Here is a 25,295-nt window from a genome sequence, read left to right on the forward strand (position 1 = left end):
CGCAAGCTAAATCCCAATAGTACGTATGCATTCCCGATTAAAGTACGTTATAATTGATATACTTACCTGCATAAAGGAGGGTTTTTTTGTTACAAGTACTTTATATTTTCATTCCCATGCTTGCTGCAATATTCGTACCATTTTTATATAAAAGCATAAAGAATATTCATACTGGCTGGTTTGTTCTCGCTGTTCCAGCTACGCTCGTGGTGATTTATGCATCTTATATTGCACAAGTAGCTAAAGGTGGAGTGTTTACAGCTAAACTTCCTTGGATTCCATCGCTTGATATTTCCTTCGTCTCCTATTTGGATGGCCTTAGCTTATTATTCTCGCTACTAATTACTGGGATCGGATCATTAGTTGTCCTCTACTCCATTTTTTACTTAGATAAACATAAAGAAAAATTACATAATTTTTATGTTTACTTACTGTTATTTATGTCTGCAATGCTTGGAGTAGTACAGTCAGATCATTTAATTACACTTTATTTCTTTTGGGAATTAACGTCCATTTCCTCATTCCTACTCATTGGTTATTGGTATAACCGTGATGCGTCACGCCTTGGAGCACTGAAGTCAATGATGATAACAGTTGGCGGTGGCTTAATGATGTTAGGTGGATTCGTTCTTCTCTACTTAATGGGTGGAACTTATTCCATTCGAGAGCTAATGGTTATGGCTCCAAATCTAGTTGATCACCCTTTATTTACTTGGTCGCTTGTGTTACTCCTTCTAGGAGCATTTACAAAATCGGCTCAATTCCCATTTTACATTTGGCTACCAGATGCAATGGAAGCACCTACACCAGTAAGTGCATACCTTCACTCTGCCACAATGGTCAAAGCAGGTATTTATTTAGTAGCACGCTTTACCCCAATTTTTGCGGCTTCTGAGCTCTGGGTATGGCTTGTAACAGGTATAGGTATTTTAACTTTATTCTGGGGTTCATTCTTTGCAGTCAAACAAACGGACTTGAAAGGGATTCTTGCCTTCTCGACCGTCAGTCAACTTGGACTTATTATGTCACTACTTGGGGCAAGCGCAGTGGCGTTTCATGCCAACGAATCCGTAGATACAATTAAATTTGCGGCATTTGCTGCCATCTTCCATCTGATCAATCACGCTACATTTAAAGGTAGCCTATTCATGATTGCCGGGATTATCGATCATGAAACAGGGACACGTGATATTCGTAAATTGGGTGGGTTAATGAGTATTATGCCTATCAGTTTTACAGTTGCGGCAATAGGAAGCTTATCGATGGCTGGTCTTCCACCGTTTAATGGCTTCTTAAGTAAAGAAATGTTTTTAACAGCCATGCTCGCGCTTCAAAAGTTTGAGTTTTTTGGCTTCGATACATGGGGAGTGCTCTTCCCAATCGTGGCTTGGGTTGCTAGTATTTTCACATTTATTTATAGCTTTTATTTTGTTTTCCGAACATTTAATGGCAACTACAAACCAGAACAATTACCGCATAAACCACATGAAGCACCTATTGGGATGCTAGTTTCTCCAATGCTTTTAGCAGGATTAGTTGTGCTTATATTCTTTATCCCGAATTTTATTGGTGATACATTTGTCAAACCTGCTGTACTAGCGATTCAGCCATTTTTATACGAGGTACCACAAGATATTGACATTCATGTATCTGCCTGGCATGGAATCAATCCAGAGCTTCTAATGACGATAGGAATTATTATCATAGGAGTACTGCTATTTGTATCACTACCGAAATGGCAAGGGATGTATCAACGATTCCCAAAGGCTTTCACCTTGAATAATGCTTATGACAAAATTATGCAGGGGTTAGATGTTGGCTTGAATCGCCTTTCTCGACTCTACATGACGGGGTCAATGCGTCATTATCTACTTTATATGTTTAGTGGTATTGCTATTATCGTCATTGGTTCGCTTTTTGTGAAAAATGCCTTTAGTTTTTCATTCCAAGAGACAGCTCCAATTAGGCCCTATGAAATTATTTTAGTCGTGGTTTTATTAATTGGAACAGCTATCACTATACTAGCCAAATCGCGTTTAACAGCCATTATAGGTCTTGGCTCTGTTGGTTATACGGTAGCATTATTTTTTGTTATTTTTAATGCGCCAGATTTAGCCTTAACACAGCTTGTTATAGAGACTATATCTGTTGCTCTCTTTTTAATGGCATTCTACCATCTGCCAAAACTTGGTAAACGAGAAGAACGTATGAGATTTCAATTAAATCGAGCTGTTGTATCTATTACAATAGGTGCCATGGTAACACTTGTCGCATTATCTGCTCATTCACAAAAACTTATTCCTTCTATTTCTAAATACTATGAGGAAACCGTTTACTCCTTAGCGGGCGGAGGAAATATTGTTAATGTAATTTTAGTAGACTATCGTGGCTTTGATACATTGTTTGAAATTACAGTGCTCGGTATTGCTGGAATGGCCATTTTGGCTATGATTAAATTGCGCATGAATAGAAAGGAGAAAACACATGAAAACAAATGATGTGATAATACAATTTACGGCTAAAATTGTATTTTTCATTATTTTCTTCTTCTCCATTCATATTTTTTTAGCAGGTCATTACACGCCTGGTGGTGGCTTTGTTGGAGGACTTTTAACCTCCAGTGCCATCGTGCTATTAGTGTTAGCCTTTGATATTCGTACTGTACGACATATTTTACCTATTAATTACACGTATTTAACGGCTATTGGTTTATTATTAGCCCTTGCCACTGCGGCATTTCCTATGTTTGTTGGCGAACCTTTTTTTACGCATTTCTTTAATTATTTCGATTTACCGCTTCTAGGCAAACAGTCTTTACACACGGCTATGCTTTTTGATAGCGGTGTCTATCTGGTTGTTGTGGGTGTTACGATGACCATTATTCAAACGATTGGAGAGGATGAATAATGGAAATAATTATGGCCTTTGTCATTGGCTTCCTCTTTATGGCAGCTGTCTATTTAATTTTATCAAAAAGTTTATTACGAATTATTATTGGTACGGGACTTTTAAGTCACGGTGCTCACCTACTGATATTAACGATGGGTGGTCTTGGTGGTGAGGCTCCACCCGTGTTAAACGAAGGAGCTAAACCCTTTGCAGATCCATTACCCCAGGCACTTATTTTAACCGCTATTGTTATTAGCTTTGGCGTCACAGCGTTTTTCCTTGTGCTAGCATATCGTTCCTATCAGGAGCTACAAACTGATGATATTAGCTTAATGAGAGGAAGTGATGAGGATGAATAACTTCCTACTGCTGCCTATCATCATTCCGTTTTTCTTCGGTATGATTTTAATGTTTGGGCAAAAAAATTTAATGTATCAACGAACATTTTCATTACTTGGAATCGGGATATCCTTGATTACTGCCATTTCACTTCTATTGAAAGTGAAACATGATGGTATCCAAAAGGTTACCTTTGGAGATTGGCCTGTCCCTTATGGCATTACCATGGTTTCTGATATGGTATCCGCATTGCTCGTTACAACAACATTGTTAATTGCTTTTTTTGTTGTTTGGTATGGCTTTGGTTCTATTACGAAGGAACGGGAAAGATTCTTTTATTACCCTGGTATCATGTTTATTTTAACTGGGGTTAATGGGGCTTTTACTACAGGTGATATTTTTAACTTATTCGTTTTCTTCGAAGTATTATTAATGGCTTCATATTTACTGATCGTGCTAGGTGGCGAGAAAGGGCAACTGAAAGGATCGATCAAATATATTTTAATTAATGTTATTTCGTCGGCCTTATTTGTCATTACCGTAGCCTTTTTATACTCGGTTGTAGGAACATTGAACATGGCTGATATTGCCGTTAAAATAGCTGAAATCAATCAGCCAGGTATCATTACGGTTATAGCTGTACTCTTTTTAATGGTTTTCGGATTGAAAGCAGCCATTTTCCCATTGTATTTTTGGCTTCCTACTTCGTATGCAGCAGCGCCTATACCTGTATTAACACTATTCGGTGCATTGCTCACAAAGGTAGGTGTCTATGCAATTACACGTACCTATACACTATTCTTTGTACACGATTTATCATATACTCATGATTTATTGATGGTACTTGCCATTGCTACAATTGTAGCTGGATGCATTGGGGCACTCGCCTACTTTGATGTCAAACTTATTATTATCTACAATATTGTCATTGCTGTAGGAGTTATTTTATTTGGTGTCTCACAAATGAATGAAGCTTCTTTAAAGGGAGCGATGTTTTATTTAGTACACGATATGCTCATAAAGGCTGCACTCTTTATGTTAATCGGTATTATCATCTACATTACAGGTACATCTGATTTGCGTAAGATGGGTGGCCTGATGAAGAAATACCCGGTGCTTGGTTGGTGTTATTTAATTGCAGCATTTGGCTTAGCCGGAATTCCACCACTTAGCGGATTTGTGGGCAAACTTTTGATTGTTCAAGGTGGTTTTGAAGCGGGAAATATGTGGAGTAGTATTTTCATATTAGCGTCCTCACTGCTCGTACTATTATCAGTCATCCGTATCTTCATCTATGCCTTTTGGGGCGAGGAGAAAGAAACAAAGGGTACCGTTGACAAATCTATCTACAAGATGCTGTTTATGCCTTCAGCCCTATTAGTACTTATTTCTGTCGTATATGGTGTGGGTTCCGAATGGATGACGCCATTTATGGACGATGCAGCAAAACTTTTAAATGATCCATCTATCTATATAGATGCTGTGATGAAGGGGGATTAACGCTATGGCATTTCAAATGATTTTAAACTTTGTACTTGCCTTCGTATGGATGTTCCTATCCTCTAATTACACAGCAACCGGCTTTATAATTGGGTTCTTAATGGGTATCATTCTGCTCATAATAATGCGAAGATTTTTTAAGTCTCGTCTTTATGTCTACCGACTATGGGCCATTTTAAAATTGACTTCGCTGTTCTTTAAAGAGTTAGTATTAGCGAATGTGCAAGTCCTGAAGGTAGTATTAAAGCCTAAATTGGACATGCAGCCTGCCTTTTTTGCTTACCCTACTGTATTAACGGAAGACTGGGAAATCACTTTACTATCCAGCCTTATTACTTTAACGCCCGGGACTGTAGTCGTACATGTATCCGATGATGCTAAAACATTATATGTACATGCTATTGATATAAACGATGTGGATGAGGCTGTTGCTTCCATTCGAGATTCATTTGAGAAAGCGATTTTGGAGGTGAGTAAATCATGACAACATTTATTATTGCAGTCATTGTAGTGATTTGCTTATCGATGATTGCGGTCATTTATCGAATGATTAAAGGACCTTCTGCATCTGACCGTGTTGTCGCTTTGGATTCACTGGGTGTCTCTCTTATTTCCTTGATTGGATTATTTTCAATACTAGTGGAAACAAGCTTCTTCCTTGAGATTATTTTATTACTAGCTATTTTATCATTTATTGGGACAGTTGCTTTCTCTAAATTCATAGAGAAAGGAGATATCATTAAACGTGACAATTCTCGCTAATAGTTTAGTTATTTTTTTCATTTCTGTTGGAGTACTTTTTATTGTCGTCACAGCCATTGGGCTTATCCGCCTACCTGATTTATATACGCGAGCACATGCTGCCTCAAAAAGTGCTACACTTGGTGTTATGTGCGTACTAATTGGTGTATTCTTTCACTTTTGGCTAATTGAAGATCATTTTAATCCACGTATATTATTAGGTATACTATTCCTCTTCATCACTGGCCCTGTTGGAGGACATATTATGACTCGATCCTCTTATATTGCTGGTGTAAAGCCTTGGAAAGGTACAGTACGTGATGAATTAGGCCCTGAAATTGACAGAATGAAAAAAGAACAAGATGTTCGATAAAACATATAAAAAATCTGCTCAATCATTATGAACGAGCAGATTTTTTTATTGGTTAGTTAAATATAGCCTTTGGCAGTTAAAATACTAGTCAACTGTTCCACACATTCTTCTACAGTATGATGTTCTGAATCTAAAATAATTTCTGGGTTTTCGGGTTCCTCATAAGGAGCGCTAATACCAGTAAAATTTGCAATCTCTGCTTTTCTAGCTTTTTTATATAGTCCCTTTGGATCCCTTTTTTCACATGTTTCTACTGAACACTTTACAAAGACTTCTATAAATTCACCATCTTCAACAAGCTCACGAACTACTTGACGATCTTCTCGATAAGGTGAAATAAATGCCGTTAGCACAATTTGACCGCTTTCTATAAAAAGCTTCGAAACTTCCCCTATACGACGGATGTTTTCTTTACGCCCTGACTCATCAAAACCTAAATCCTTATTTAAGCCATGACGGACATTATCGCCATCCAACACAAAAGCTTGATTACCCCTTTCATATAATTGACGGGCAAATGCATTGGCTATAGATGATTTTCCTGAAGCAGACAAACCCGTAAACCATAAAATAAAGCTTTGATGTTTATTTTGAGAGCGACGCTCATCTTTTGTAACAGAGGCTTCATGCCAAACAATATTTGAACTCATTTGACTACCTCCTTCTGCATGCCTTTTATTAGTACGTCTACTACCTCTTTACGGCTAAATGTACTTGGTGGTACTTCTCCATTGCGAAGCATCTCTCGTACTTTTGTACCTGATAAAATAATATGGGCAGAGCTATCATGGGGACAAGTTTTTGTAGTAGCCATCCCTTCACACTGCTGACAATAAAAACTATGCTCAAACTTCAATGGAATAATCCCTAATTCATCTTCCGTAAACTGTTCAAAGATTTTTTGGGCATCGTACGTGCCATAGTAATCCCCAACACCTGCATGATCTCTACCCACGATAAAATGTGTACAGCCATAATTTTTCCTTACAAGCGCATGGAAAATGGCCTCCCTTGGTCCTGCGTAACGCATAGCAGCTGGAAATACACCTAATTGCACACGATTTTCAGGATAGTAATTTTTCAATAAAATCTCATAGCTCTCCATACGGATAGCCGCAGATACATCATCCGATTTTGTTTCACCAACAAGAGGGTTTAAAAATAAACCATCTATCGTTTCAAGTGCTGCCTTTTGGATATATTCATGGGCCCGATGCACTGGGTTACGCGTTTGAAAGCCCACAATGGTTTGCCAACCCTTTGAAGCAAATAGTTGTCGGGTTTCCACTGGATCAAATGAATACGTAGGAAACTTTTGTGCTAGACGTTTAATTAACGTAATTTTTCCACCAACATATATGGCAGGACGTTCATGTAGCTTGTGAACTCCAGGATGTGCTAAATCCTCAGTGCCATAAACAAGTAAAGCCTCTTTTCGCTTATTCGGCTCAAAAATATCAGCCACCTGAATAACACCAAAAGTTTCACCTTGATAGACTAGTTTTACCTCTTCACCAGGTTGTAAGGTTGCTGCTTTCTCTTCCGTCACTGGGAGGGTAATTGGAATACTCCATACTATACCTGATACTAATCGACTTTTTTCCACCACAGATTCATAATCTGCTTGTGTTAAAAACCCTTGGATGGGACTGTAGCCTCCTATGGCAATTAACTCTAAATCACTCAAAGAAATGGCATCCAGCTCAATCTCCTTATGAATAGATGTTATTTCCTTATCGGGATGAAAAGCTTGCACAAGAAACCCTCCATGTGGTTGTAAACTCATATTATCTCCTCCTAATTCTAGTTAAATACTAAGTTTAATAGTAAGATCAACATCAATGATGTAGTAACACTAGTAAAATTAAATTCCCTCACCTGCATCATATATGGATTGCTCTTCTTCTCGAATGGTACGCATTAAACTAATAACTCCAAGCGTTCCAACGATAATGCTGCCATTTATAATAACCGCATATAGATCTTTTTCTAAAAACAACTGTACTAAAAAATAAGAAATGGCTAATGAAAAGATGGGGGATACAACCCATATACGAATAATCTTTTTCACAATATGCTTATGAAAAATTTGTTTTCCGTTTTTCGCCATTCCCATGCCGATAATAGAGGAAGATGTTACTTGCGTTAGTGGTACTGGAAGTCCAAAAATAGAGCTTATGCCTACGAGTAGCGCCCCAGTACTTGAAATTAAAATACCCTCTGCCTTTTGAAAACGCATAATTTTTTTACCGTTTGTTTCAAGAACTCGTTTACCAAGTAGGATAGCTCCTGCAGCTACAAATGCACCCCCAAGCATAATGCCGATAGTAACATCCAGCATGCCAGCACCTACCAGCGGCCCAACTGCATTCGCCACGTTATTCATACCTGCCGAAAAGGCTTCAAAAAATCCTGCTAATACAAGTAGAATCGTTAAAATCGGATGATCTTTTAATAGCCCCCTAAGTTGTAATTTATATAACAACTTCCCCAATATAAGGGCCATTACAAAAGCTATAAGTGGGACAATAACCCAAAAGGACATAATGACCAGCAAAGATTGGACGAATAACACTTTATAAGCTATTCCCACACCAACAACTGCGCCGACGGTAACCTCACTGGTAGATAATGGGATGCCTAAAAGGTTGGCAAAAAATAAACTGCTTGTTGCAGAAATTAAAATAATGATAACAATTTTAACCGTAATGTACTCCTGAGGCATAATACCTGAGCTAATCGTTTTGACTACTTCTCCTCCGCCCAACACCGCTCCGCTATAAACGCCTATGGCGCATAATAATAATGCTTGCCAAGCCTTTTTAATAGCACCTGCCCCATAAGCAACTCCCATTGAAGCTGCTGCCCCACTTGCACCTATATTCATGGCAAAAAATAAACTAATAGCTATGGCAAAATATTCAAGCATGGCATAACTCCTTTATTCATGTAACCCACATTCTGTCTTCCCAGAGCCTTGCCATCTACCTGAACGTAAATCATCCATCGTAAATGCCGGCTTTGTACAATGCTCACAACCGATACTTGGATAGCCTTGATCATGCAACGGATTGTATGGCAGATTGTTTTTCGAGACATAGCGCCAAACATCCTTCCAAGTCCAATGGATAAGTGGGCAAACTTTAATCGACTTAAATTTATCATCACGATTAAGAAAATTTGTTTGTTGACGTGTTGGCGATTGTTCACGTCGTAAACCAGATATCCAAGCCTTTGTGCCTGAAAGGGCTTCATGTAGCGGCTTAATCTTGCGTATAGCACAGCATTGATTTGGATCTGACTTCCAAAGTTCTTCACCATATTGAGCTGCTTGTTGTTCAAGTGTGAGTGCAGACTTTTTCATCACAATGTTTAATTGTGGATATTTTTCTTTTACTCGCCGGATCGTTTCATAGGTCTCTTTAAAATGGACATCTGTATCTAAAAAGACAATGGTTGCATTTGGCTTTACCTTCGAAATGAGATCAATTAAGACTATGCCCTCAATCCCAAAGCTACAGGCATAAACTATTTCATTCCCATACTCTTGATAGCTCCATCGTAAAACCTCTAATGCTCCCCTATACATTTCATCAACTTGAAAATTAATGTTTGGTTCTTGCCAATTTGCATGTGTTAACATAGAATCCCCCTCATAGCAAAAAAAGGCGTTCTAACTAAAGACACCCAAAAAACATGCCTTTGTTAAAACGCCTCTAGTTTGACTAGCCAGCTCATTATTCAACGATTTTTCACTAGTAATTGCTACCTCGTTCTTTAATCGTTTTTCTTATTACCAAATATATACTAAAGTACACCAAGCAGTCAACTAGGTTTTTTCAAATATCTTATGCAATAAACCCATTTTTGACACTCTTAGTTGCATAAGATAAATGACAGCTAGGTAATCACCATGATTTTCAACATTTTATAATTCCTTGTTGACTAATAGGAAATATGTGTTTAATGTATTATCTAAAGCTTTGACACAACTACTAAAATGCTGATCAGAGGATCTGAAGGCCATCTACCTATGACGAATTATCGTTATGGGGGATGGCTTTTTGCATTCTTCAGCCAGAAAGGGAGCGACATAGAATGAAGAAAAGAAAGAATGTCTTTCAATCTTTGGCACTGCTTGCTGTATTAACTTTATCTGTAACAGGATGTAGTAGTGCTAACTCAAATGAAGATACAAGTGGCCAGGAAGGTAATAAGTCCGTTGAGCTATTAAATGTATCCTATGACCCAACACGCGAGCTTTACGATGAGTTCAATCAAGATTTTATAAAAAAGTGGAAGGATGAAACAGGGCAAGATGTCACGATTAAACAATCTCATGGAGGCTCAGGAAAACAAGGTAGAGCAGTGATTGATGGTCTTGAAGCAGACGTTGTCACCCTTGCTCTCGCCTATGATATTGATGAAATTGCCCAAACTCGTGAGCTGCTGAATAAAGATTGGCAAACCGAATTTGACCATAACTCTACTCCCTATACATCCACTATTGTCTTTTTAGTACGCAAGGGCAACCCGAAAGATATACAAGATTGGGATGATCTCATCAAAAAAGATGTATCCGTCATTACCCCTAACCCAAAAACATCTGGTGGTGCAAGGTGGAACTACCTAGCTGCTTGGGGCTATGCTGGAAAGTTATATAACAATGATGAAACAAAAATCAAAGAATTTATGAAATCACTATACAGCAATGTTGAAGTACTGGATTCTGGTGCCCGAGGTGCTACCACAACTTTTGTGGAACGCAAAATTGGGGATGTCTTAATTGCATGGGAAAATGAAGCTTACTTATCACTTCATGAATTGGGGAAGGACGAATTCGAAATAATTACTCCATCATTAAGTATTTTAGCGGAGCCACCAGTGGCGATTGTTGACAAAATCGTCGATAAAAAAGGAACACGGGAAGTAGCGGAGGCTTACTTACAGCATTTATATAGCGATACGGGTCAAGAAATTGCTGCCAAAAATTATTACCGCCCTCGCAACGAGGCTGTTCTAGCTAAATATAAAGACCAATTCCCACAGCTTGAACTTGTTTCAATCGATGATTTTGGTGGCTGGACCAAAGCACAAGCAACTCACTTTAAAGACGGCGGTACCTTTGATGAAATTTACTTGCCACAATAAGGAGTGTTCTGATGAGTAGTTTAACCCTGACGAAGAAATCACGTCGCATTATTCCAGGATTTCACCTATCTCTTGGATATACGATGTTATATGTTAGTTTACTAGTGTTATTACCACTTTCTATGATCTTTTTCCATACAATGTCCTTAAGCTGGACAGTGTTTCTTGATATTATCACTGATCCTCGTGCTGTTGCTTCCTATAAAGTTAGCTTTAGCACAGCCCTCATTGCAGGTCTATTAAATGTACTTTTCGGCACAATTATCGCATGGGTTCTGGTTCGCTACCAGTTCCCTTTTAAAAGAATGATGGATGGATTAGTAGATTTGCCTTTTGCTTTACCTACTGCTGTAGCAGGGATTGCTTTAACATCTCTCTACGCCCCCAATGGTTGGATTGGCCAGTTTTTTGATTTTAAAATTGCCTTTACGCCCCTTGGTATTATTATTGCCTTAACTTTTATTGGGCTTCCTTTCGTTGTACGAACAGTACAGCCAGTATTGCAAAATATTAGTGCTGAAGTTGAGGAGGCTTCTGCCAGCCTTGGAGCAAATCGTTTACAAACCTTTCGTAAAGTCATTTTGCCAGAGTTATTACCAGCCATATTAACGGGCTTTTCATTAGCCTTTGCTCGTGCTCTTGGTGAGTATGGCTCAGTTGTTTTCATTGCGGGAAATATGCCTATGAAAACCGAAATTACCCCTTTAATTATTATGACTAAACTTGAGCAATACGATTATGCTGGTGCCACTGCAATTGCGGTAGTCATGCTTGTTACTTCATTTATTTTATTATTAACCATTAACGTCATACAATGGCTAGCCAATCGTCGGTTTGTACATTAGGAGGAGCTTTATGGAACAATCAGCATTTATTCAACAGGCTAGTCCAGAAAAAAATAAGGTACCTAAGTCTGTCGCCCTACAGGAGCCTCGTGTTATTCGCTATACACTTACATGTATTGCACTAGTCTTTTTAGCTTTTTTTATCGTCCTGCCATTAGCTTCAATTTTTATTACAGCCTTTCAAAAAGGTGTGGATGTTTACTTGGCAGCTATCACACATCCAGATGCATTAGCTGCTATTAAGCTCACTTTAACAGTTGTAGCGATTGCTGTACCCCTAAATGCAATCTTTGGCGTAATGGCTGCATGGACCCTTACAAAATTTAATTTTAAGGGGAAAAATCTTTTACTAACCATTGTTGATTTACCTTTTGCGGTCTCCCCTGTTATCGCAGGTTTGGTATTTATTTTACTATTTGGATCGCAGGGATTATTTGGTGATTGGTTATTCGCCAAAGATATTAAAATTGTTTTTGCCCTACCAGGCATTGTCCTTGCGACGATATTTGTCACACTGCCCTTTGTTGCCCGTGAGCTAATACCTCTAATGCAAGCACAGGGAACGTCTGAGGAGGAGGCGTCGATTTCTCTTGGTGCGAGTGGCTTTAAGACCTTTTGGTACGTCACCTTACCCAATATTAAATGGGGTTTATTTTATGGTCTCATATTGTGTAATGCACGAGCTATAGGAGAATTTGGTGCAGTTTCAGTTGTATCTGGCCATATACGAGGCATGACGAATACAATGCCCCTTCATATTGAAATTCTCTATAATGAATATCAATTTTCAGCCGCCTTTGCTGTTGCATCCTTAATGAGTGTCATAGCTATCTTTACATTAATTTTAAAAGACATCATTGCATGGAAGTCCAAATCTAGTTAAAAGGAGATAATTAACATGAGTATTCAAATTCAAAATGTCTCGAAAATATACGGATCTTTTCAAGCATTAGAGGATATTTCTATTCATATTCAGTCAGGGGAGCTTGTTGCATTGCTCGGCCCCTCTGGATCAGGAAAAACCTCTCTATTACGTGTTATTGCAGGGCTGGAAACCACCGATACGGGTGATATTTTTTTTGATGGACATTCCATGACGGATCGACATCCAAAGGAACGTAATGTAGGCTTTGTGTTTCAGCATTATGCTCTATTTCGTCATATGACCGTCTTTGAAAATGTCGCTTATGGCCTAAAGGTTCGCCCTCGAAAAACTAGACCTACTAAGCAAGAAATACGAGACAAAGTGATGGAATTGCTACAATTAGTTAAACTTGAAAATTTCTCTGACCGCTATCCCACACAGCTTTCAGGTGGTCAGAGACAGCGTGTGGCACTAGCGAGAGCACTTGCAGTAGAGCCAAAAGTTCTTCTACTCGATGAGCCATTTGGAGCACTCGATGCAAAGGTTCGCAAGGAGTTGCGTCGCTGGCTACGAAAGTTACACGATGAATTTCATATTACAAGTATTTTTGTTACGCATGATCAAGAGGAAGCATTGGATGTAGCAGATCGCATAGTTGTCATGAACAATGGCAAAATTGAGCAAATCGGAAGTCCAGATGAAGTATATACGCATCCTAAAAGTCCATTTGTCTATGATTTTTTAGGGAACGTCAATCTTTTTAAAGGACGCTTACATAACGGTAAGCTGATGCACGGAGAAGTCGCACTGGATGTGCCTGATGTACAATCACATAGCAAGGATAATGTGATTGGCTATGTTCGCCCCCATGATATACAAATAGAAAAGGTAAATATTCCAGGTACGGTACCCGTCAAAATCAATCATATCCATCTGTTGGGACCTATTGTCCAAATTGAGCTACGCCGTGAGGATTTAGATGAATTTTTAGAGGCAGAATTATCAAAAGAACAGTTCCTTCACCTTCAGCTTGAAGTGGGTGATCATATATTTGTTAGGCCGAAGCAATTAAAGGTCTTTATCCCCGAAGATTACTCCATTTAAAAAACCATGTAGCAAATTTCTTTGCTACATGGCATTTATATTAGACGTGAAATTCTCTACCATCATAAACAGCCGTCACATACCCAGCACGAATGACAAAATCACCAAAATGCTCACCGACTAAACGTTCCTTCGCATAATGTACAAGAATTGGTCGGAGCTCCGCTAGTATCTCTTCCTCCCCTATATTTTCACGATAGATTTTATTCAATCGATTACCAGTAAAACTTGCCCCAAGATACAAATTATATTTTCCAGGACCTTTACCGATAAAGCCTATTTCAGCCATCGCTGCGCGGGAGCAACCATTTGGACAGCCTGACATCCGGATAACAATTTCTGTATCATTTAACCCTGTTTCATCAATGATTGTTTCTATTTTAGTAATAAGAGATGGCAAATAACGCTCCGCCTCTGCCATGGCTAAACCACAGGTTGGTAAGGAGACACAGGCAATAGAATTACGACGCAGTGCGGAATAATGTGCACCATCTGTCAGCTTATATTGCTCGATAATAGCAGCAATCTTTTTCTTTTTCTGTGGTGTTACATTACTAATCATTAAATTCTGGTTAGGTGTTAAACGAAAATCACCTGTATGCACCTTAGCTATTTCACGTAACCCTGTTAACAGCTTATAATCTTGGAAATCTTTAATGCGACCATTTTGAATAAATAGCGTATAATGCCATTTACCCTCAGCCCCTTTAATCCAACCGAACTCATCTCCTGTACGCTCAAACGTATAAGGACGTGCCTCTTGAATGCTCCAACCCAAACGTCTAGTTAGTTCTTCGTTAAACCATTCTAGTCCTCTCGCATCAATCGTATATTTGAAACGTGCATTTTTACGGACAGAGCGATTCCCATAATCCCGCTGAATTGTTATAATCTTTTCTGCTGTTTCCAATAGTTTATCAGGTGTAATAAAGCCAATTTCTCGCGCAAGCTGTGGATAGGTAGCATGATCTCCATGCGTCATCCCCATTCCTCCACCAACAGCTACATTAAAGCCAATAAGCTTTTCATCTTCTACGATCGCGATAAGCCCGATATCTTGTGAAAACACATCGACATCATTACTTGGCGGAATCGCAATGGCAATTTTAAATTTACGTGGCAAATATTGTGCTCCATAAATCGGTTCAATTTCATCATCCTGACTGTCTATGACCTTTTCTCCGTCTAACCATAATTCATGGTATGCACGTGTACGAGGTAGTAAATGCTCACTTAGTTTAGCAGACCAGTTATAAACTTCTTCATGTAATGCTGACTGATTTGGATTTACATTACACATGACATTACGGTTTACATCCCCGCAGGCAGCAAGAGAATCCAATAACACTTCATTAATTTCTTGCATATATTTTTTGACATTCCATTTTAAAATGCCGTGTACCTGAAACGCTTGACGTGTCGTTAGTTTTAAGGAGCCATTGCCATACTTTCTAGCCATTTCATCCATGACCAGCCATTGAGCTGGAGTAGCCGCTCCTCCAGGTGTTCGTACACGTACCATGAATTGATAGGCAGGCTCTAGTTTTTGTCGTTGTCGTTCATTGCGAAGGTCTCGGTCATCCTGTAGGTAACTACCATGGAATTTCATTAAACGATTGTCATCCTCAGGAATACCAGAACTTAATGGATCATTCATAGTCCGTTCAAGTGTCCCACGAAGATAGTTACTTTCAGTCTTAATGCGCTCTACATCACTTGGTTTCCCTGATTGTGGAGGCAAAACAATTTTCTCTGTCATTCTTTATCGCTCCTTTAACCTCTCCAGAGGCTCCGCTTGCTAGCAAATAGTCATCTTCCTACAAGGAAGTTTTTTTCCTGAATACAGTTAATAAACATCCCGCTGGTATCGTTTTTGTTGCTTTAGTTCTTGTACAAAGGTTTTTGCTTGCTCAGACGATTTTTGCCCCTGCTGTTCTATAATACGGTGAATAGTTGCATCCACATCAGCTGCCATTGATTTCTCATCGCCACATACATAAATGACAGCACCTTGTTCAAGCCATTCATAAAAATTTGCCGCATTCTCTTCTATTTTGTGTTGAACATAGATTTTTTTATCGGTATCACGTGAGAAGGCTATATGCATTTGGCTTAAAGTACCAGAAGCTAGCCAGCGTTGCCAATCTGTTTGATAGAGGAAGTCTGTAACAAAATGCTGATCCCCAAAAATGAGCCAAGCTTTACCCACAACCCCTAACTCTTCTCGTTCCTCTAGAAAAGCTCGATATGGGGCTATACCTGTGCCAGCACCAATCATAATTATTGGTGTTTCCTTCTGCTCTGGTAATCTGAAATTTGGATTTTTATGAACATAGATTGGTAATGTATCGCCAATTTGAAGGTCCGCCACACTACCTGAACAAACTCCCAGACGTTGTCGACCGTTCGTCTCATAGCTTACCTTGCTAATCGTTAAATGTACCTCATCATTATTCGCCAATTGGCTACTTGCAATAGAATACAGTCGTGATGGAATTTTTCGCAAAATGTCCACGAATTGCTGCGCACTCCATGTGAAAGGAGCAAAATCTTCTACAACATCAAGTAAATCCCTTCCTTTGGCATAATCCTTCCACGCATTAGGTTCTTCCAATAACCTTGAAAACTCATTATGTTCTGTGTAAGCCTTAATTTTTTCAAGAACAGGCTTAGATAACACTGTAATTTCCAATCTTTTTTGTAAAGCATTTTTTAAGGACAAGATTTCATCAAAAACAGTCACCTCAGTAGCTGGATCAAATTGCAGAGCTACCAGTAATGCATCGACTAATGATTCACTATTCTCTGGTTGAATACCAATGCTGTCCCCCGGCTCAAATTGAAAATTAGCACCTTCAATGGATAATTCTAAATGTCGTGTTTCTTTGTTGGATCCACGACCATTTAGATTAATATTTTCTAACACTTCAGCGTAAAATGGATTTTTTCTTGAATATGTAGTAGCTCCTAGGATTTCATCGCTCTCTGTTGAAGTTACCGATATTGCAGTAGCTTGTTTGAGAAATTCTTGTTGAACCGCTGAGAACCATTGTGCAGCCGCGTCATCATAATCCACATCACAATCTGTACGAGGAACCATTCTTGTTGCACCTAGTTTAGCAAATTGCTCATCAAAGTCTTTACCTGTTTTGCAGAAAAATTCATAGGAACTATCCCCTAATGCCAGTACCGAATATTGAAGATGCTCTAATTTTGGTGCTCGTTTACTATGCAAAAATTCATAGAATTGAATCGCCTGATCTGGCGGATCACCCTCACCATGTGTACTCACAATAAGTAATAGATTTGTGATTTTCTTTAAGTTACTTGCTTTAAATTTCCCTAATGATGAGACAGTAACGTCTACGTTTTGAGCCTCTAATAGAGATGCATATTTTTCAGCTAGCCCTTGACTATTACCAGTTTGCGACCCATATAAAATCGTCATCGTTTTCGTAATCGATTGAGTTGTAGCTGGAGCAGTTACAACTATGGGCTCCTGAGTAGCTTGTGCTGCACTTAAATAACCGTTTAACCAAATTTTTTGCTCCAGTGTTAATTGAGGTAAAAGTTCGTTTAATAATTTTACCTGCTCTTCATTAAATGGACTGTTTATAACTTGCAGTTTCAATCTTTGCCACCTCGCGAATCGTCATCATTTCATCCTCTAAAAAAATTATCGGAGTCTTATTTTTTCTTTTTTTTCGATTTGAACCACATAAGAGTTTTGAACAATCAATGTAATCGAACCATGGTTCACAGTATTTAGCATTTGGCGGACATTATCTAATGCTAGATTTACATTTTCAAGCCTTTTATCTACCATTACGAAACACCTTCCTCTTTGAAATGTAGTAATTCATTAATACGTTCCACTAACACTTTTTTTACATTGACGTCATAACCCAAGCTTTCACATAACACCATGTTGTTGTTTGATAACCCTTGTAATCGTTTTGCAATGCTTTGCCGTAAAATACCTGTAAATAAGAGATACGGCACAATAAAAACTTGATGCTGCCTCTCTTTTTCTTGCTGGAGCCAGTCATCAAAACTCGGACCCATTCCATATAAGAAGCAAGTATCTACTGTTTGATAGTTGTATTTCATTCGCAACCTTGCTGCAATTTCAGCTAAATCTCTCTTTACGGCCGGATCACTACTGCCACGTCCTATTAGTAAAACACTGGCTTCATGCTTAGGCTGCTGCTTTTCAAGAATTCTAGCCTGTAACGAGTCGATGATTCGTTCATGAATGCCTAATGGCTCACCATAGGAAAATAGGATATATGGAAAGAGCTTTTGAGCTTTTGCAATTTCTATTGGAATATCCTCCTTTGCATGCTGTGCAGCTAGCAGTAGAATGGGTACAATAGCAATCCTAGTTGCCCCTTGTCTAACACAGTTTGCAATCCCCTCTCCAATGGTGGGTGTTGCAAGCTCCAAAAAGCATATTTCCTGAATAGAAACCTTAACCTCTTGTTGAACCCCTTGTAAAAAAGCTACAGCTTGATCTACGCCTGCCTTAACACGACTACCATGGGCAATATATAAAATAGCCTGCATAAAGTCACATCCTTATCCCGTAACTTGAATTGGTTGTGGACCGTTATGCTCGAACCATTGAATAGTTTCTCTTAATCTCACAACCTCCCCAACTAAAATGATACTCGGGTTCTGAATATTTTCTGTTTGAACGATTTCTTCAATTGTCGCTAAAGTACCCGTAACCGTTTTTTGCTTAGCAGTAAAAGTTCCCCAATGAATAACAGCTACAGGCGTTTCTTCTCCACGCCCATATTGGAGAAGTTGCTGTCGGATGTACGGCAGATTACCTACCCCCATATAAATAGCAATCGTATCGATCCCTTTCGCAAGACTTTCCCAACGTATTGCATCATCTTTTCCTTCCTGCATATGTCCAGTAACCATGGCAAAACTTGAGCCTAGGTCCCGATGTGTCACAGGAATTCCTGCATAAGCAGGGGCTGCTATACCTGAAGTAATCCCTGGTACAATTTCAAATGGGATATGATGCTTGACTAGCACTTCAGCCTCCTCTGCCCCTCTTCCGAAGACAAATGGGTCACCTCCCTTTAATCTGGTAACGATTAATCCTTGCTGTGCATAACTGACAAGTGTTTGGTTAATATGTTCCTGAATCATGGCATGTTGTTGTGGCAGTTTTCCGCAAAATATCAATTGAGCATCTTGTTTAGCATAGTTTAATAGCTCTTTATTAATGAGTCTGTCGTATAAAATGACATCTGCACATTCAATACAACGTAATCCCTTGACCGTAATGAGATCAACATCTCCAGGACCAGCACCAACGATATATACTTTCCCCATTCCATTTCACTCCTTCTATTCGTTGTGCCCGCGTCATAGGGTCCAGTTTTTTAGTTAACGAGTAGTTATCACCACACTCTTTGACATCTGCAAGAGGCGATGTCCCCATTGGGTGGACATTTGAACAAAGCTTTTGATTCTTCCTATAGAGGAAAAATTTTCTATAAACAAGATAAAGAAAAAAGGCCAATATTATCCCTAGGCACAAAAATGCCTATGGACAATAAAAGCCTCTAGTTTGCTAGTCAGCTACTTATTTAATTCTTAGTAATATAATAAGAATAATAAATAATTTAGTATATTCTGTCAACACAAAATTTGATACTTCCTCCACACAACAAAAAAACCAGTTGCCGATTTTTGAATAGGCAACTGGTTTTTTCATTTTATGTTCTTACCAAGGTCTACGATACCGTGGTCCTGGTCGGTAAAATGGACCAGGTGGATACGGCCGATAGTTTGGATAATATGGATTGTAAGGATATTGATTAAATTGAGAGCCAAGGAAACTTCCTAAAAAGCCACCAAAAAACGGTGCACCGAATGGCCAAATAAAACCTCCAAATCCTCCTCCTGGGTAACCTCCGAAATTACGCATATGCTACCTCCCTTTTTACTCTATCGTATGAAGGAAGATACATCTATCATATGTACAATGCCTATTCTATCGGGATAAGTACTTAAAATGCAAAGAAACAGCGGGAAGACAACCCCGCTGTTTCAAATGCTCTCTTATTTTTCTTCTCCTAAACGTTGCACAAAATTAGCGAGTGTACGTACCATTACACCTGTCCCACCTTTAGGACCTAGATCGTGTGCAGCTACTGCATCTGATGTTCCAGCAATATCAAGGTGAATCCAAGGTGTTTCACCAACAAACTCGCCGACAAAGCCCCCACCAAAAATCATATGACCATCACGGCCAGGTGAATTGTTTAAATCTGCCACATCAGATTTACGAATTCTCTTTTTATCACTCTCTGTTAAAGGCATGCGCCAAACAAATTCATCCGTTTCCCCTGCTGCTTCCATAAATGCTGCAAAAAATTCATCATCATTAGAAAGAGCACCTGTTTTATCCATACCTAGCGCAGTAATAACGCCTCCTGTTAAAGTAGCTACATCAATAAGTGATGCAGCCCCCTGCTGCTTTGCATATGTAGTTGCATCTGCCAGAACTAAACGTCCTTCTGCATCTGTATTTAATACTTCAACTGTTTTTCCACTATACGTTGTAATTACGTCATCTGGTTTAAATGCTGTGTCAGATACCATATTATCAGTAGATCCGATAACGGCTACTACATTTTTATTTGGACGTAATTCACCGATAATTTTCATAGCACCGAGCACTGCTGCTGCACCGCCCATATCGCCTTTCATCCCAACCATTGAGTCCTTTGGTTTTAAGGAATAGCCACCTGTATCATATGTTACACCTTTACCAACGAGACCAATTGGATTTTCAAAATCATCAGTCGCTTTATATTTTAATGTGATTAATCGAGGTTCCTCATAAGAGCCTTGGTTGACACTTAAAATACCGCCCATTCCAAGTTCTTCTAATTGCGCTTTACCTAAAATCTCTACTTCAAAGTTATATTCACTTGCCAGAGATTCCGCATAGTTTGCTAAATCAGTTGCTGTTAGTAAATTCGGTGGTAAATTAATGAGACTACGTGCCTCATTTACTGCATCCGCATAAATGACGCCGACCTCGAAGCCTGCTACAACTTCATCTAAATCCCCTGCTGTTGTCACAAGATGAACAGCTTCAATACGTTTATCCACTTCGTTTGAAGTTGTTTTGTAATGAGGAATAGAATAATAGCCTAGACCAATTCCCTCACCTGCTAAGAAAGCTACATCTGTCACTGAGATTGTTTCCGTTATAAATGACTCAAGCCAGATCGAATACTCTTTCACTTTTAAAGCCCTTAACTCTTTCCCAACTAAACCAAAGGCTGCTCGAACATCCCCTTCTGTTAAGTTTTTACGCTCATCCAGCCCTACAAATAAAATACGTTTTAGATTGGCATGCTCCTTCACAAATGGTAACTTCGTTAACTTCTTAAGATCAGTTGACACATCTCCCGCGCTAACCCACATATCAAGAGATTCACCATAAAAAGATGAAAAGCTTGTCCAATTCTGCATTTGTTCACGGTGTTTTGTGACACCCACCACTAATAATTCAGTCGAAATCGTTTCAAATGTCTTTGCTTCTTTTAAAATATTCATGTAAATTCCTCCATTCCATCTCCTATTATAACGAAGTTTCTGAAAAGCGCGTAATATTTGCCTATATCTTCTTTTAGAAAATAATGAATGTTATAATAAAAGCAATTATTTGCGAAGGTTGTGATGAATATGAGTTTACTCCAAAACACCCCATTACTGATTGCCCTCTTTTCAGTTATCTTTGCTCAGTTTGTCAAGATTCCCATTCATTTTCTAATGACCAGACAGGTGAAATGGAGCCTCTTTACTTCTACAGGTGGAATGCCTAGCTCTCACTCCGCTTCTGTTACTGGACTGGCAACATCTATTGCCTATGAGACAGGTTTAGCATCCCCAATTTTTGCGGTAGCCGCTATGTTTTCCATCATTGTTATGTACGATGCCAGCGGTGTACGTTACCAAGCTGGGCAACATGCTGCGATTTTAAATCAATTGCGTAAGGATTTCCAAACACTACTTCATGATTTAAAAAAATGGCCTCAGATGGATGGGCAAGAGAAAATGGAGGAATTAAAAACGTTATTAGGACACAAACGAAGCGAAGTATTTTTTGGGGCTCTCACAGGTATTTTTATCGCCATCATAACCTACGAATTTTTCATATGATAGCTAAGCACATCCTTTTAATAATGAAGGATGTGTTTTTTATCGAATAAAAAAAGTACTCTTCTTTCATTCAATAGAAAGAAGAATACTGAGCAAATTAGAACATACGATATCCACTTTTTCGTAAATAAATCATCACAATACCTGCAACGATTGAGCCTGCCAAGCCACCTGATAAAATAGCAATATCTACAAACTGAAGAGCTTGTAATTTATCGATTAACGCTGGAAATGCAGAACCTGGCTTGAAAATATAATCTAAGAAGCTTACTTCATCCACGATAAAGATCACAACAATTGGATATACAATCGCCATTAACCACGTCATACGTAACAGCATGTTTAATAAGAATCCGATACCAAAGAACATGACGAAAAATAACAAAATAGAAATGATTAACTGTACTAATGAAACTGGACCATCCATGTATGTATAACCTCCGTTTTCCTCTCATTAGTTTACATGATTACGACAACGCTTTCAATGAACATATCCTTGTTTTCGCTTGTTCGACATATTTAGGAAATCATTTTCATCGATTGTGATTAATCAGGGATATTTTATCCTAGCAAATACCACAAAAACTATTGAAGACAATTTCTTATCTACAATAGTTTCTTCTCTTACATTATGAAGTTGATTGAGTTAATACAAACTTTTGAGATTTCCACAGCTGTGCCCATTTCTTAAAGGCTGAAATAACGATGAGTAGCCCAAGCATCAGCATAATAACGGATAAGATGCCGTTTAACATATTGAAGCCGGCTGCTGCTGGATTCCAATAAACATTTTTAATCATCCAATAGCCTGCAACATTCACAGTGATATATAAATAAGTTAATGGGATAAAACAAGTTAGTGCATAGATTCGTTTATCTGCCACCTTCAGTACCATCGTCACTCCACATACTAAACCAATTGCTGCCATGAGCTGATTAGAAACACCGAATAATACCCAAATGGAGCTAATATCCCCTGAATACAATAAGTAACCCCACATAAAGCAAGCCAGTGCACTAGCAAAAATTGTGCCCGGTATCCAATTAGTTCGCTTCAATGGCTTATAAACATTGCCCCCAAAGTCTTGAATTAAATAGCGTGCCACTCGTGTTCCTGCATCTATCGCTGTTAGAATAAACACAGCCTCAAACATAATGACAAATTGATAGAAATAGGAGGATAACTCCGCAAACCAAGGAATACCTGTAAAAATATCCGTCATTCCGACAGCTAATGTCACGGCTCCTCCTGTTCGTCCCTCTAAGTCCATTCCAATACTTTGAGATAATGCTTGTAAATGAACAGGCTCCATTCCTAATGTAGCAAAAACTGCTGGCGCTGAGTTAATAGCAAAATAGTCTGCCGGATGAAGAGCGGTAGCTGCAATCAATGCCATCACACCTACTAACGACTCAACTAACATTGCTCCAAAGCCAACAATTCGAATATCTTCCCAACGGTCAATCATTTTAGGTGTCGTTCCTGAGCCTACAAAGGCATGGAAGCCAGAAATAGCTCCACAGGCAATCGTAATGGATACAAATGGCCACACAGGACCAGCAATTACCGGACCTCCCCCATGAATAAACTCTGTAAATGGTGGGAACTGAATAGCTGGGTTAACGAAAAATACGCCAATAATTAAAGCGATGAACACCCCTATTTTCATAAAACTACTTAAATAATCACGTGGAGCCAATAATAGCCACACAGGCAATGCCGCAGCAAAAAATGCATAGATAGGTAAAATAATTGCTAATGTATCACGATCAAATGTTAAAAAATCACCAAATGCAGTTCCTTGAATAAGCGGTCCAATAAATACACCTATCATTAATAAAATAAACCCAACTGCTGACGTGGCAAGTAAATTGCCTGTTTTACGATAAGCAATACCTACAAGCATAGCAATTGGAATGGTGATCCCTACGGCAAACGTCCCCCATGGATTTCGTTCTAAAGCTCCTAAAACCACCATAGATAGACCTGCCATTGTAATTGTAATAATAAACAGCATCGCAAGGCCTGTACAGAAGCCAGCTATTGGGCCGAGCTCTTCCTTCATCACTTCTGATAAAGACTTCCCACCATGGCGCATAGAAGCAAATAATACCACTGCATCATGTACAGCTCCCCCAATGACCGCCCCTATCAATAACCATAGAAGGCCAGGTAAGTAACCAAATTGAGCAGCTAAAATCGGCCCTACCAATGGGCCCGCAGCAGCGATTGCTGCAAAGTGATGCCCAAAGGTTACCCATTTATTCGTCGGAACATAGTCTTTACCATCTTCCAAAGCGTGGGCGGGCGTGGGCGTATCATCTTTTATTTTGAGTACCTTTTTTGTAAAAAATATGCCATACAAACGATAGCTAATCACCAAAACACAAATAGAACCTATCACAATTGTAATCGCATTCATATCAACACCCCTTATACTTTTTCCACATCATAGCAAAGGAATGTCCACTATATTCGCAAAATTAACTGAAATGTCAGAATTAAAAGTTGAAACGTAGTATTCTTCTGTTGAAATGCAATTATCTCGATAGGTCAAAAATTTTTCGTACATCCTTCATATAGAGCCTACTGACTGGAATGGAATGTCTGTTGTACAATATTAAATTATATTTAGAGCTACTCCAAGGCTCTAGTTCCACAATATGCTCTAAATTCACGATAAACGCACGATGGACACGCACAAATCCTTTTAATGTCAACTTCCTTTCTAATGCCGCCAATGACTCCGAAGCAAAAAACCTCCCTTGCTCTGTCACAACCACCGTTTTACTGTCCTCTGATGTACAATATAAAATATCCTGTATTTTCATTAATAAAATTCGATCGTTGACATAAACCGTTAATTTATCAAGCTTGTCCAGCTGTGAAACTTTTATTTCTTCTATTGTTTTCACCTGTGCGGCTCTTCTTTTAGCTACTAACTTTTCTACTGCAGCTTGTACTCTCTGTGCTTCGAAAGGTTTCAAAATATAATCAAAAGCATTGACCTCGAATGCCTGTAATGCGTATTCATCAAAGGCAGTAGCAAAAATAATTTCTGGTTTTTGTTCATGCAACAGTAATTGCTTAGCCAAATCGAGCCCATTATTCATGCCTAACTCAATATCCAAAAATAAACAATCTACTTGTTCATACTGTGTCGTATGGTAGAATTCATCTAGACTTTCAGATTCACCACAAATATTTACTAACGCTGTTTGCTCTAATAAATAGCGCAATTCAGCACGTGCCAACGGTTCATCATCCACAATATATACATTCACTCTA

26 protein-coding genes are annotated in these 25,295 nt (G+C 38.8%); 12 read left to right on the forward strand and 14 right to left on the reverse strand.

What is annotated here, in order from left to right:
* Positions 1 to 86 precede the first annotated feature (86 nt).
* Genes ACE1MS_RS17790 through mnhG form a run of 7 tightly spaced genes read left to right on the forward strand, consistent with a single transcriptional unit; the run spans position 87 to position 5,842 of the window.
* Positions 87 to 2,498 carry a Na+/H+ antiporter subunit A gene (locus tag ACE1MS_RS17790; RefSeq protein ID WP_012292382.1) on the forward strand — a complete coding sequence of 804 codons (2,412 nt, stop codon included), beginning with the start codon at positions 87 to 89 and terminating at the stop codon, positions 2,496 to 2,498.
* Complete coding sequence (locus ACE1MS_RS17795; protein WP_012292381.1) at positions 2,485 to 2,907, forward strand: Na(+)/H(+) antiporter subunit B; 423 nt, start codon at positions 2,485 to 2,487, stop codon at positions 2,905 to 2,907. The genes ACE1MS_RS17790 and ACE1MS_RS17795 overlap by 14 nt, the downstream gene beginning before the upstream one ends.
* Positions 2,907 to 3,248: a Na(+)/H(+) antiporter subunit C gene (locus ACE1MS_RS17800; RefSeq protein ID WP_012292380.1), complete on the forward strand. Its 342-nt coding sequence runs from the start codon at positions 2,907 to 2,909 to the stop codon at positions 3,246 to 3,248. The genes ACE1MS_RS17795 and ACE1MS_RS17800 overlap by 1 nt, the downstream gene beginning before the upstream one ends.
* Entirely contained in the window at positions 3,241 to 4,728 is a 1,488-nt protein-coding gene (locus ACE1MS_RS17805) for a Na+/H+ antiporter subunit D (RefSeq protein WP_012292379.1), read from the forward strand. The genes ACE1MS_RS17800 and ACE1MS_RS17805 overlap by 8 nt, the downstream gene beginning before the upstream one ends.
* A gap of 4 nt (positions 4,729 to 4,732) precedes the next feature.
* Positions 4,733 to 5,212, forward strand: coding sequence for a Na+/H+ antiporter subunit E (locus ACE1MS_RS17810; protein ID WP_012292378.1), 480 nt, complete (start codon positions 4,733 to 4,735; stop codon positions 5,210 to 5,212).
* A complete protein-coding gene (locus tag ACE1MS_RS17815) occupies positions 5,209 to 5,490 on the forward strand; it encodes a Na(+)/H(+) antiporter subunit F1 (protein ID WP_012292377.1) in 282 nt (93 codons plus the stop codon). The genes ACE1MS_RS17810 and ACE1MS_RS17815 overlap by 4 nt, the downstream gene beginning before the upstream one ends.
* Complete coding sequence (gene mnhG / locus ACE1MS_RS17820) at positions 5,474 to 5,842, forward strand: monovalent cation/H(+) antiporter subunit G (RefSeq protein WP_012292376.1); 369 nt, start codon at positions 5,474 to 5,476, stop codon at positions 5,840 to 5,842. Before ACE1MS_RS17815 ends, mnhG begins: the two co-directional genes overlap by 17 nt.
* Positions 5,843 to 5,898: 56 nt before the next feature.
* Here mnhG and cysC read toward each other — a convergent pair whose 3' ends face one another.
* The 4 genes from cysC to ACE1MS_RS17840 form a co-directional block, all read right to left on the reverse strand.
* Positions 5,899 to 6,492 carry an adenylyl-sulfate kinase gene (cysC, locus tag ACE1MS_RS17825; RefSeq protein ID WP_012292375.1) on the reverse strand — a complete coding sequence of 198 codons (594 nt, stop codon included), beginning with the start codon at positions 6,490 to 6,492 and terminating at the stop codon, positions 5,899 to 5,901.
* Positions 6,489 to 7,628 (reverse strand): sulfate adenylyltransferase, encoded by a 1,140-nt coding sequence (sat, locus tag ACE1MS_RS17830; RefSeq protein ID WP_031418541.1) that lies wholly within the window; start codon positions 7,626 to 7,628, stop codon positions 6,489 to 6,491. Before sat ends, cysC begins: the two co-directional genes overlap by 4 nt.
* Before the next feature lie 78 nt (positions 7,629 to 7,706).
* Positions 7,707 to 8,771 (reverse strand): inorganic phosphate transporter, encoded by a 1,065-nt coding sequence (locus tag ACE1MS_RS17835; protein ID WP_031418542.1) that lies wholly within the window; start codon positions 8,769 to 8,771, stop codon positions 7,707 to 7,709.
* Positions 8,772 to 8,783: 12 nt separating this feature from the next.
* Positions 8,784 to 9,485 carry a phosphoadenylyl-sulfate reductase gene (locus tag ACE1MS_RS17840; protein WP_012292372.1) on the reverse strand — a complete coding sequence of 234 codons (702 nt, stop codon included), beginning with the start codon at positions 9,483 to 9,485 and terminating at the stop codon, positions 8,784 to 8,786.
* A gap of 455 nt (positions 9,486 to 9,940) precedes the next feature.
* On the opposite strand from ACE1MS_RS17840, the gene ACE1MS_RS17845 reads away from it, so the two are divergent.
* The 4 genes from ACE1MS_RS17845 to ACE1MS_RS17860 are packed head-to-tail and all read left to right on the forward strand — an operon-like array spanning position 9,941 to position 13,807.
* Positions 9,941 to 10,993: a sulfate ABC transporter substrate-binding protein gene (locus ACE1MS_RS17845; protein ID WP_036217952.1), complete on the forward strand. Its 1,053-nt coding sequence runs from the start codon at positions 9,941 to 9,943 to the stop codon at positions 10,991 to 10,993.
* Between the two features lie 11 nt (positions 10,994 to 11,004).
* Positions 11,005 to 11,838 (forward strand): sulfate ABC transporter permease subunit CysT, encoded by an 834-nt coding sequence (cysT, locus tag ACE1MS_RS17850; RefSeq protein ID WP_012292370.1) that lies wholly within the window; start codon positions 11,005 to 11,007, stop codon positions 11,836 to 11,838.
* A 10-nt stretch (positions 11,839 to 11,848) separates the two neighbouring features.
* Positions 11,849 to 12,721: a sulfate ABC transporter permease subunit CysW gene (cysW, locus tag ACE1MS_RS17855; RefSeq protein ID WP_012292369.1), complete on the forward strand. Its 873-nt coding sequence runs from the start codon at positions 11,849 to 11,851 to the stop codon at positions 12,719 to 12,721.
* 15 nt (positions 12,722 to 12,736) lie between these two features.
* Positions 12,737 to 13,807 (forward strand): sulfate/molybdate ABC transporter ATP-binding protein, encoded by a 1,071-nt coding sequence (locus ACE1MS_RS17860; RefSeq protein WP_036160565.1) that lies wholly within the window; start codon positions 12,737 to 12,739, stop codon positions 13,805 to 13,807.
* 40 nt (positions 13,808 to 13,847) lie between these two features.
* Here the strand turns inward: ACE1MS_RS17860 and cysI are convergent, their stop codons facing one another.
* The 7 genes from cysI to ACE1MS_RS17895 all read right to left on the reverse strand — a co-directional run bounded on the left by cysI (position 13,848) and on the right by ACE1MS_RS17895 (position 21,400).
* Positions 13,848 to 15,566 (reverse strand): assimilatory sulfite reductase (NADPH) hemoprotein subunit, encoded by a 1,719-nt coding sequence (cysI, locus tag ACE1MS_RS17865; protein WP_012292367.1) that lies wholly within the window; start codon positions 15,564 to 15,566, stop codon positions 13,848 to 13,850.
* 87 nt (positions 15,567 to 15,653) lie between these two features.
* Entirely contained in the window at positions 15,654 to 17,438 is a 1,785-nt protein-coding gene (locus ACE1MS_RS17870) for an assimilatory sulfite reductase (NADPH) flavoprotein subunit (protein WP_197150255.1), read from the reverse strand.
* 45 nt (positions 17,439 to 17,483) lie between these two features.
* A complete protein-coding gene (locus ACE1MS_RS17875; RefSeq protein ID WP_012292365.1) occupies positions 17,484 to 17,633 on the reverse strand; it encodes a YezD family protein in 150 nt (49 codons plus the stop codon).
* The gene (locus ACE1MS_RS17880) at positions 17,633 to 18,373 is read right to left on the reverse strand and encodes a sirohydrochlorin chelatase (RefSeq protein WP_198695073.1); all 741 of its coding nucleotides are present in this window, start codon (positions 18,371 to 18,373) and stop codon (positions 17,633 to 17,635) included. The genes ACE1MS_RS17875 and ACE1MS_RS17880 overlap by 1 nt, the downstream gene beginning before the upstream one ends.
* Before the next feature lie 12 nt (positions 18,374 to 18,385).
* Positions 18,386 to 19,159 (reverse strand): uroporphyrinogen-III C-methyltransferase, encoded by a 774-nt coding sequence (gene cobA / locus ACE1MS_RS17885; protein WP_012292363.1) that lies wholly within the window; start codon positions 19,157 to 19,159, stop codon positions 18,386 to 18,388.
* 394 nt (positions 19,160 to 19,553) lie between these two features.
* Positions 19,554 to 19,757, reverse strand: a complete 204-nt coding sequence (locus ACE1MS_RS17890; RefSeq protein WP_012292362.1) for a hypothetical protein — start codon at positions 19,755 to 19,757, stop codon at positions 19,554 to 19,556.
* A gap of 134 nt (positions 19,758 to 19,891) precedes the next feature.
* Positions 19,892 to 21,400 carry a leucyl aminopeptidase gene (locus ACE1MS_RS17895; RefSeq protein ID WP_198695069.1) on the reverse strand — a complete coding sequence of 503 codons (1,509 nt, stop codon included), beginning with the start codon at positions 21,398 to 21,400 and terminating at the stop codon, positions 19,892 to 19,894.
* A 123-nt stretch (positions 21,401 to 21,523) separates the two neighbouring features.
* Between ACE1MS_RS17895 and ACE1MS_RS17900 the strand changes: the two genes are divergently transcribed.
* Positions 21,524 to 22,006: a divergent PAP2 family protein gene (locus tag ACE1MS_RS17900; RefSeq protein ID WP_036160560.1), complete on the forward strand. Its 483-nt coding sequence runs from the start codon at positions 21,524 to 21,526 to the stop codon at positions 22,004 to 22,006.
* Positions 22,007 to 22,103: 97 nt separating this feature from the next.
* Here the strand turns inward: ACE1MS_RS17900 and ACE1MS_RS17905 are convergent, their stop codons facing one another.
* From ACE1MS_RS17905 to ACE1MS_RS17915, 3 genes are all read right to left on the reverse strand, one after another.
* Complete coding sequence (locus tag ACE1MS_RS17905; protein ID WP_012292359.1) at positions 22,104 to 22,433, reverse strand: YuiB family protein; 330 nt, start codon at positions 22,431 to 22,433, stop codon at positions 22,104 to 22,106.
* A gap of 202 nt (positions 22,434 to 22,635) precedes the next feature.
* Positions 22,636 to 24,429 carry a carbon starvation CstA family protein gene (locus ACE1MS_RS17910; RefSeq protein WP_031418550.1) on the reverse strand — a complete coding sequence of 598 codons (1,794 nt, stop codon included), beginning with the start codon at positions 24,427 to 24,429 and terminating at the stop codon, positions 22,636 to 22,638.
* Between the two features lie 118 nt (positions 24,430 to 24,547).
* Positions 24,548 to 25,291 (reverse strand): LytR/AlgR family response regulator transcription factor, encoded by a 744-nt coding sequence (locus ACE1MS_RS17915; protein ID WP_036217940.1) that lies wholly within the window; start codon positions 25,289 to 25,291, stop codon positions 24,548 to 24,550.
* Positions 25,292 to 25,295 lie beyond the last annotated feature (4 nt).

This window comes from Lysinibacillus sp. fkY74-1, from assembly GCF_053165895.1.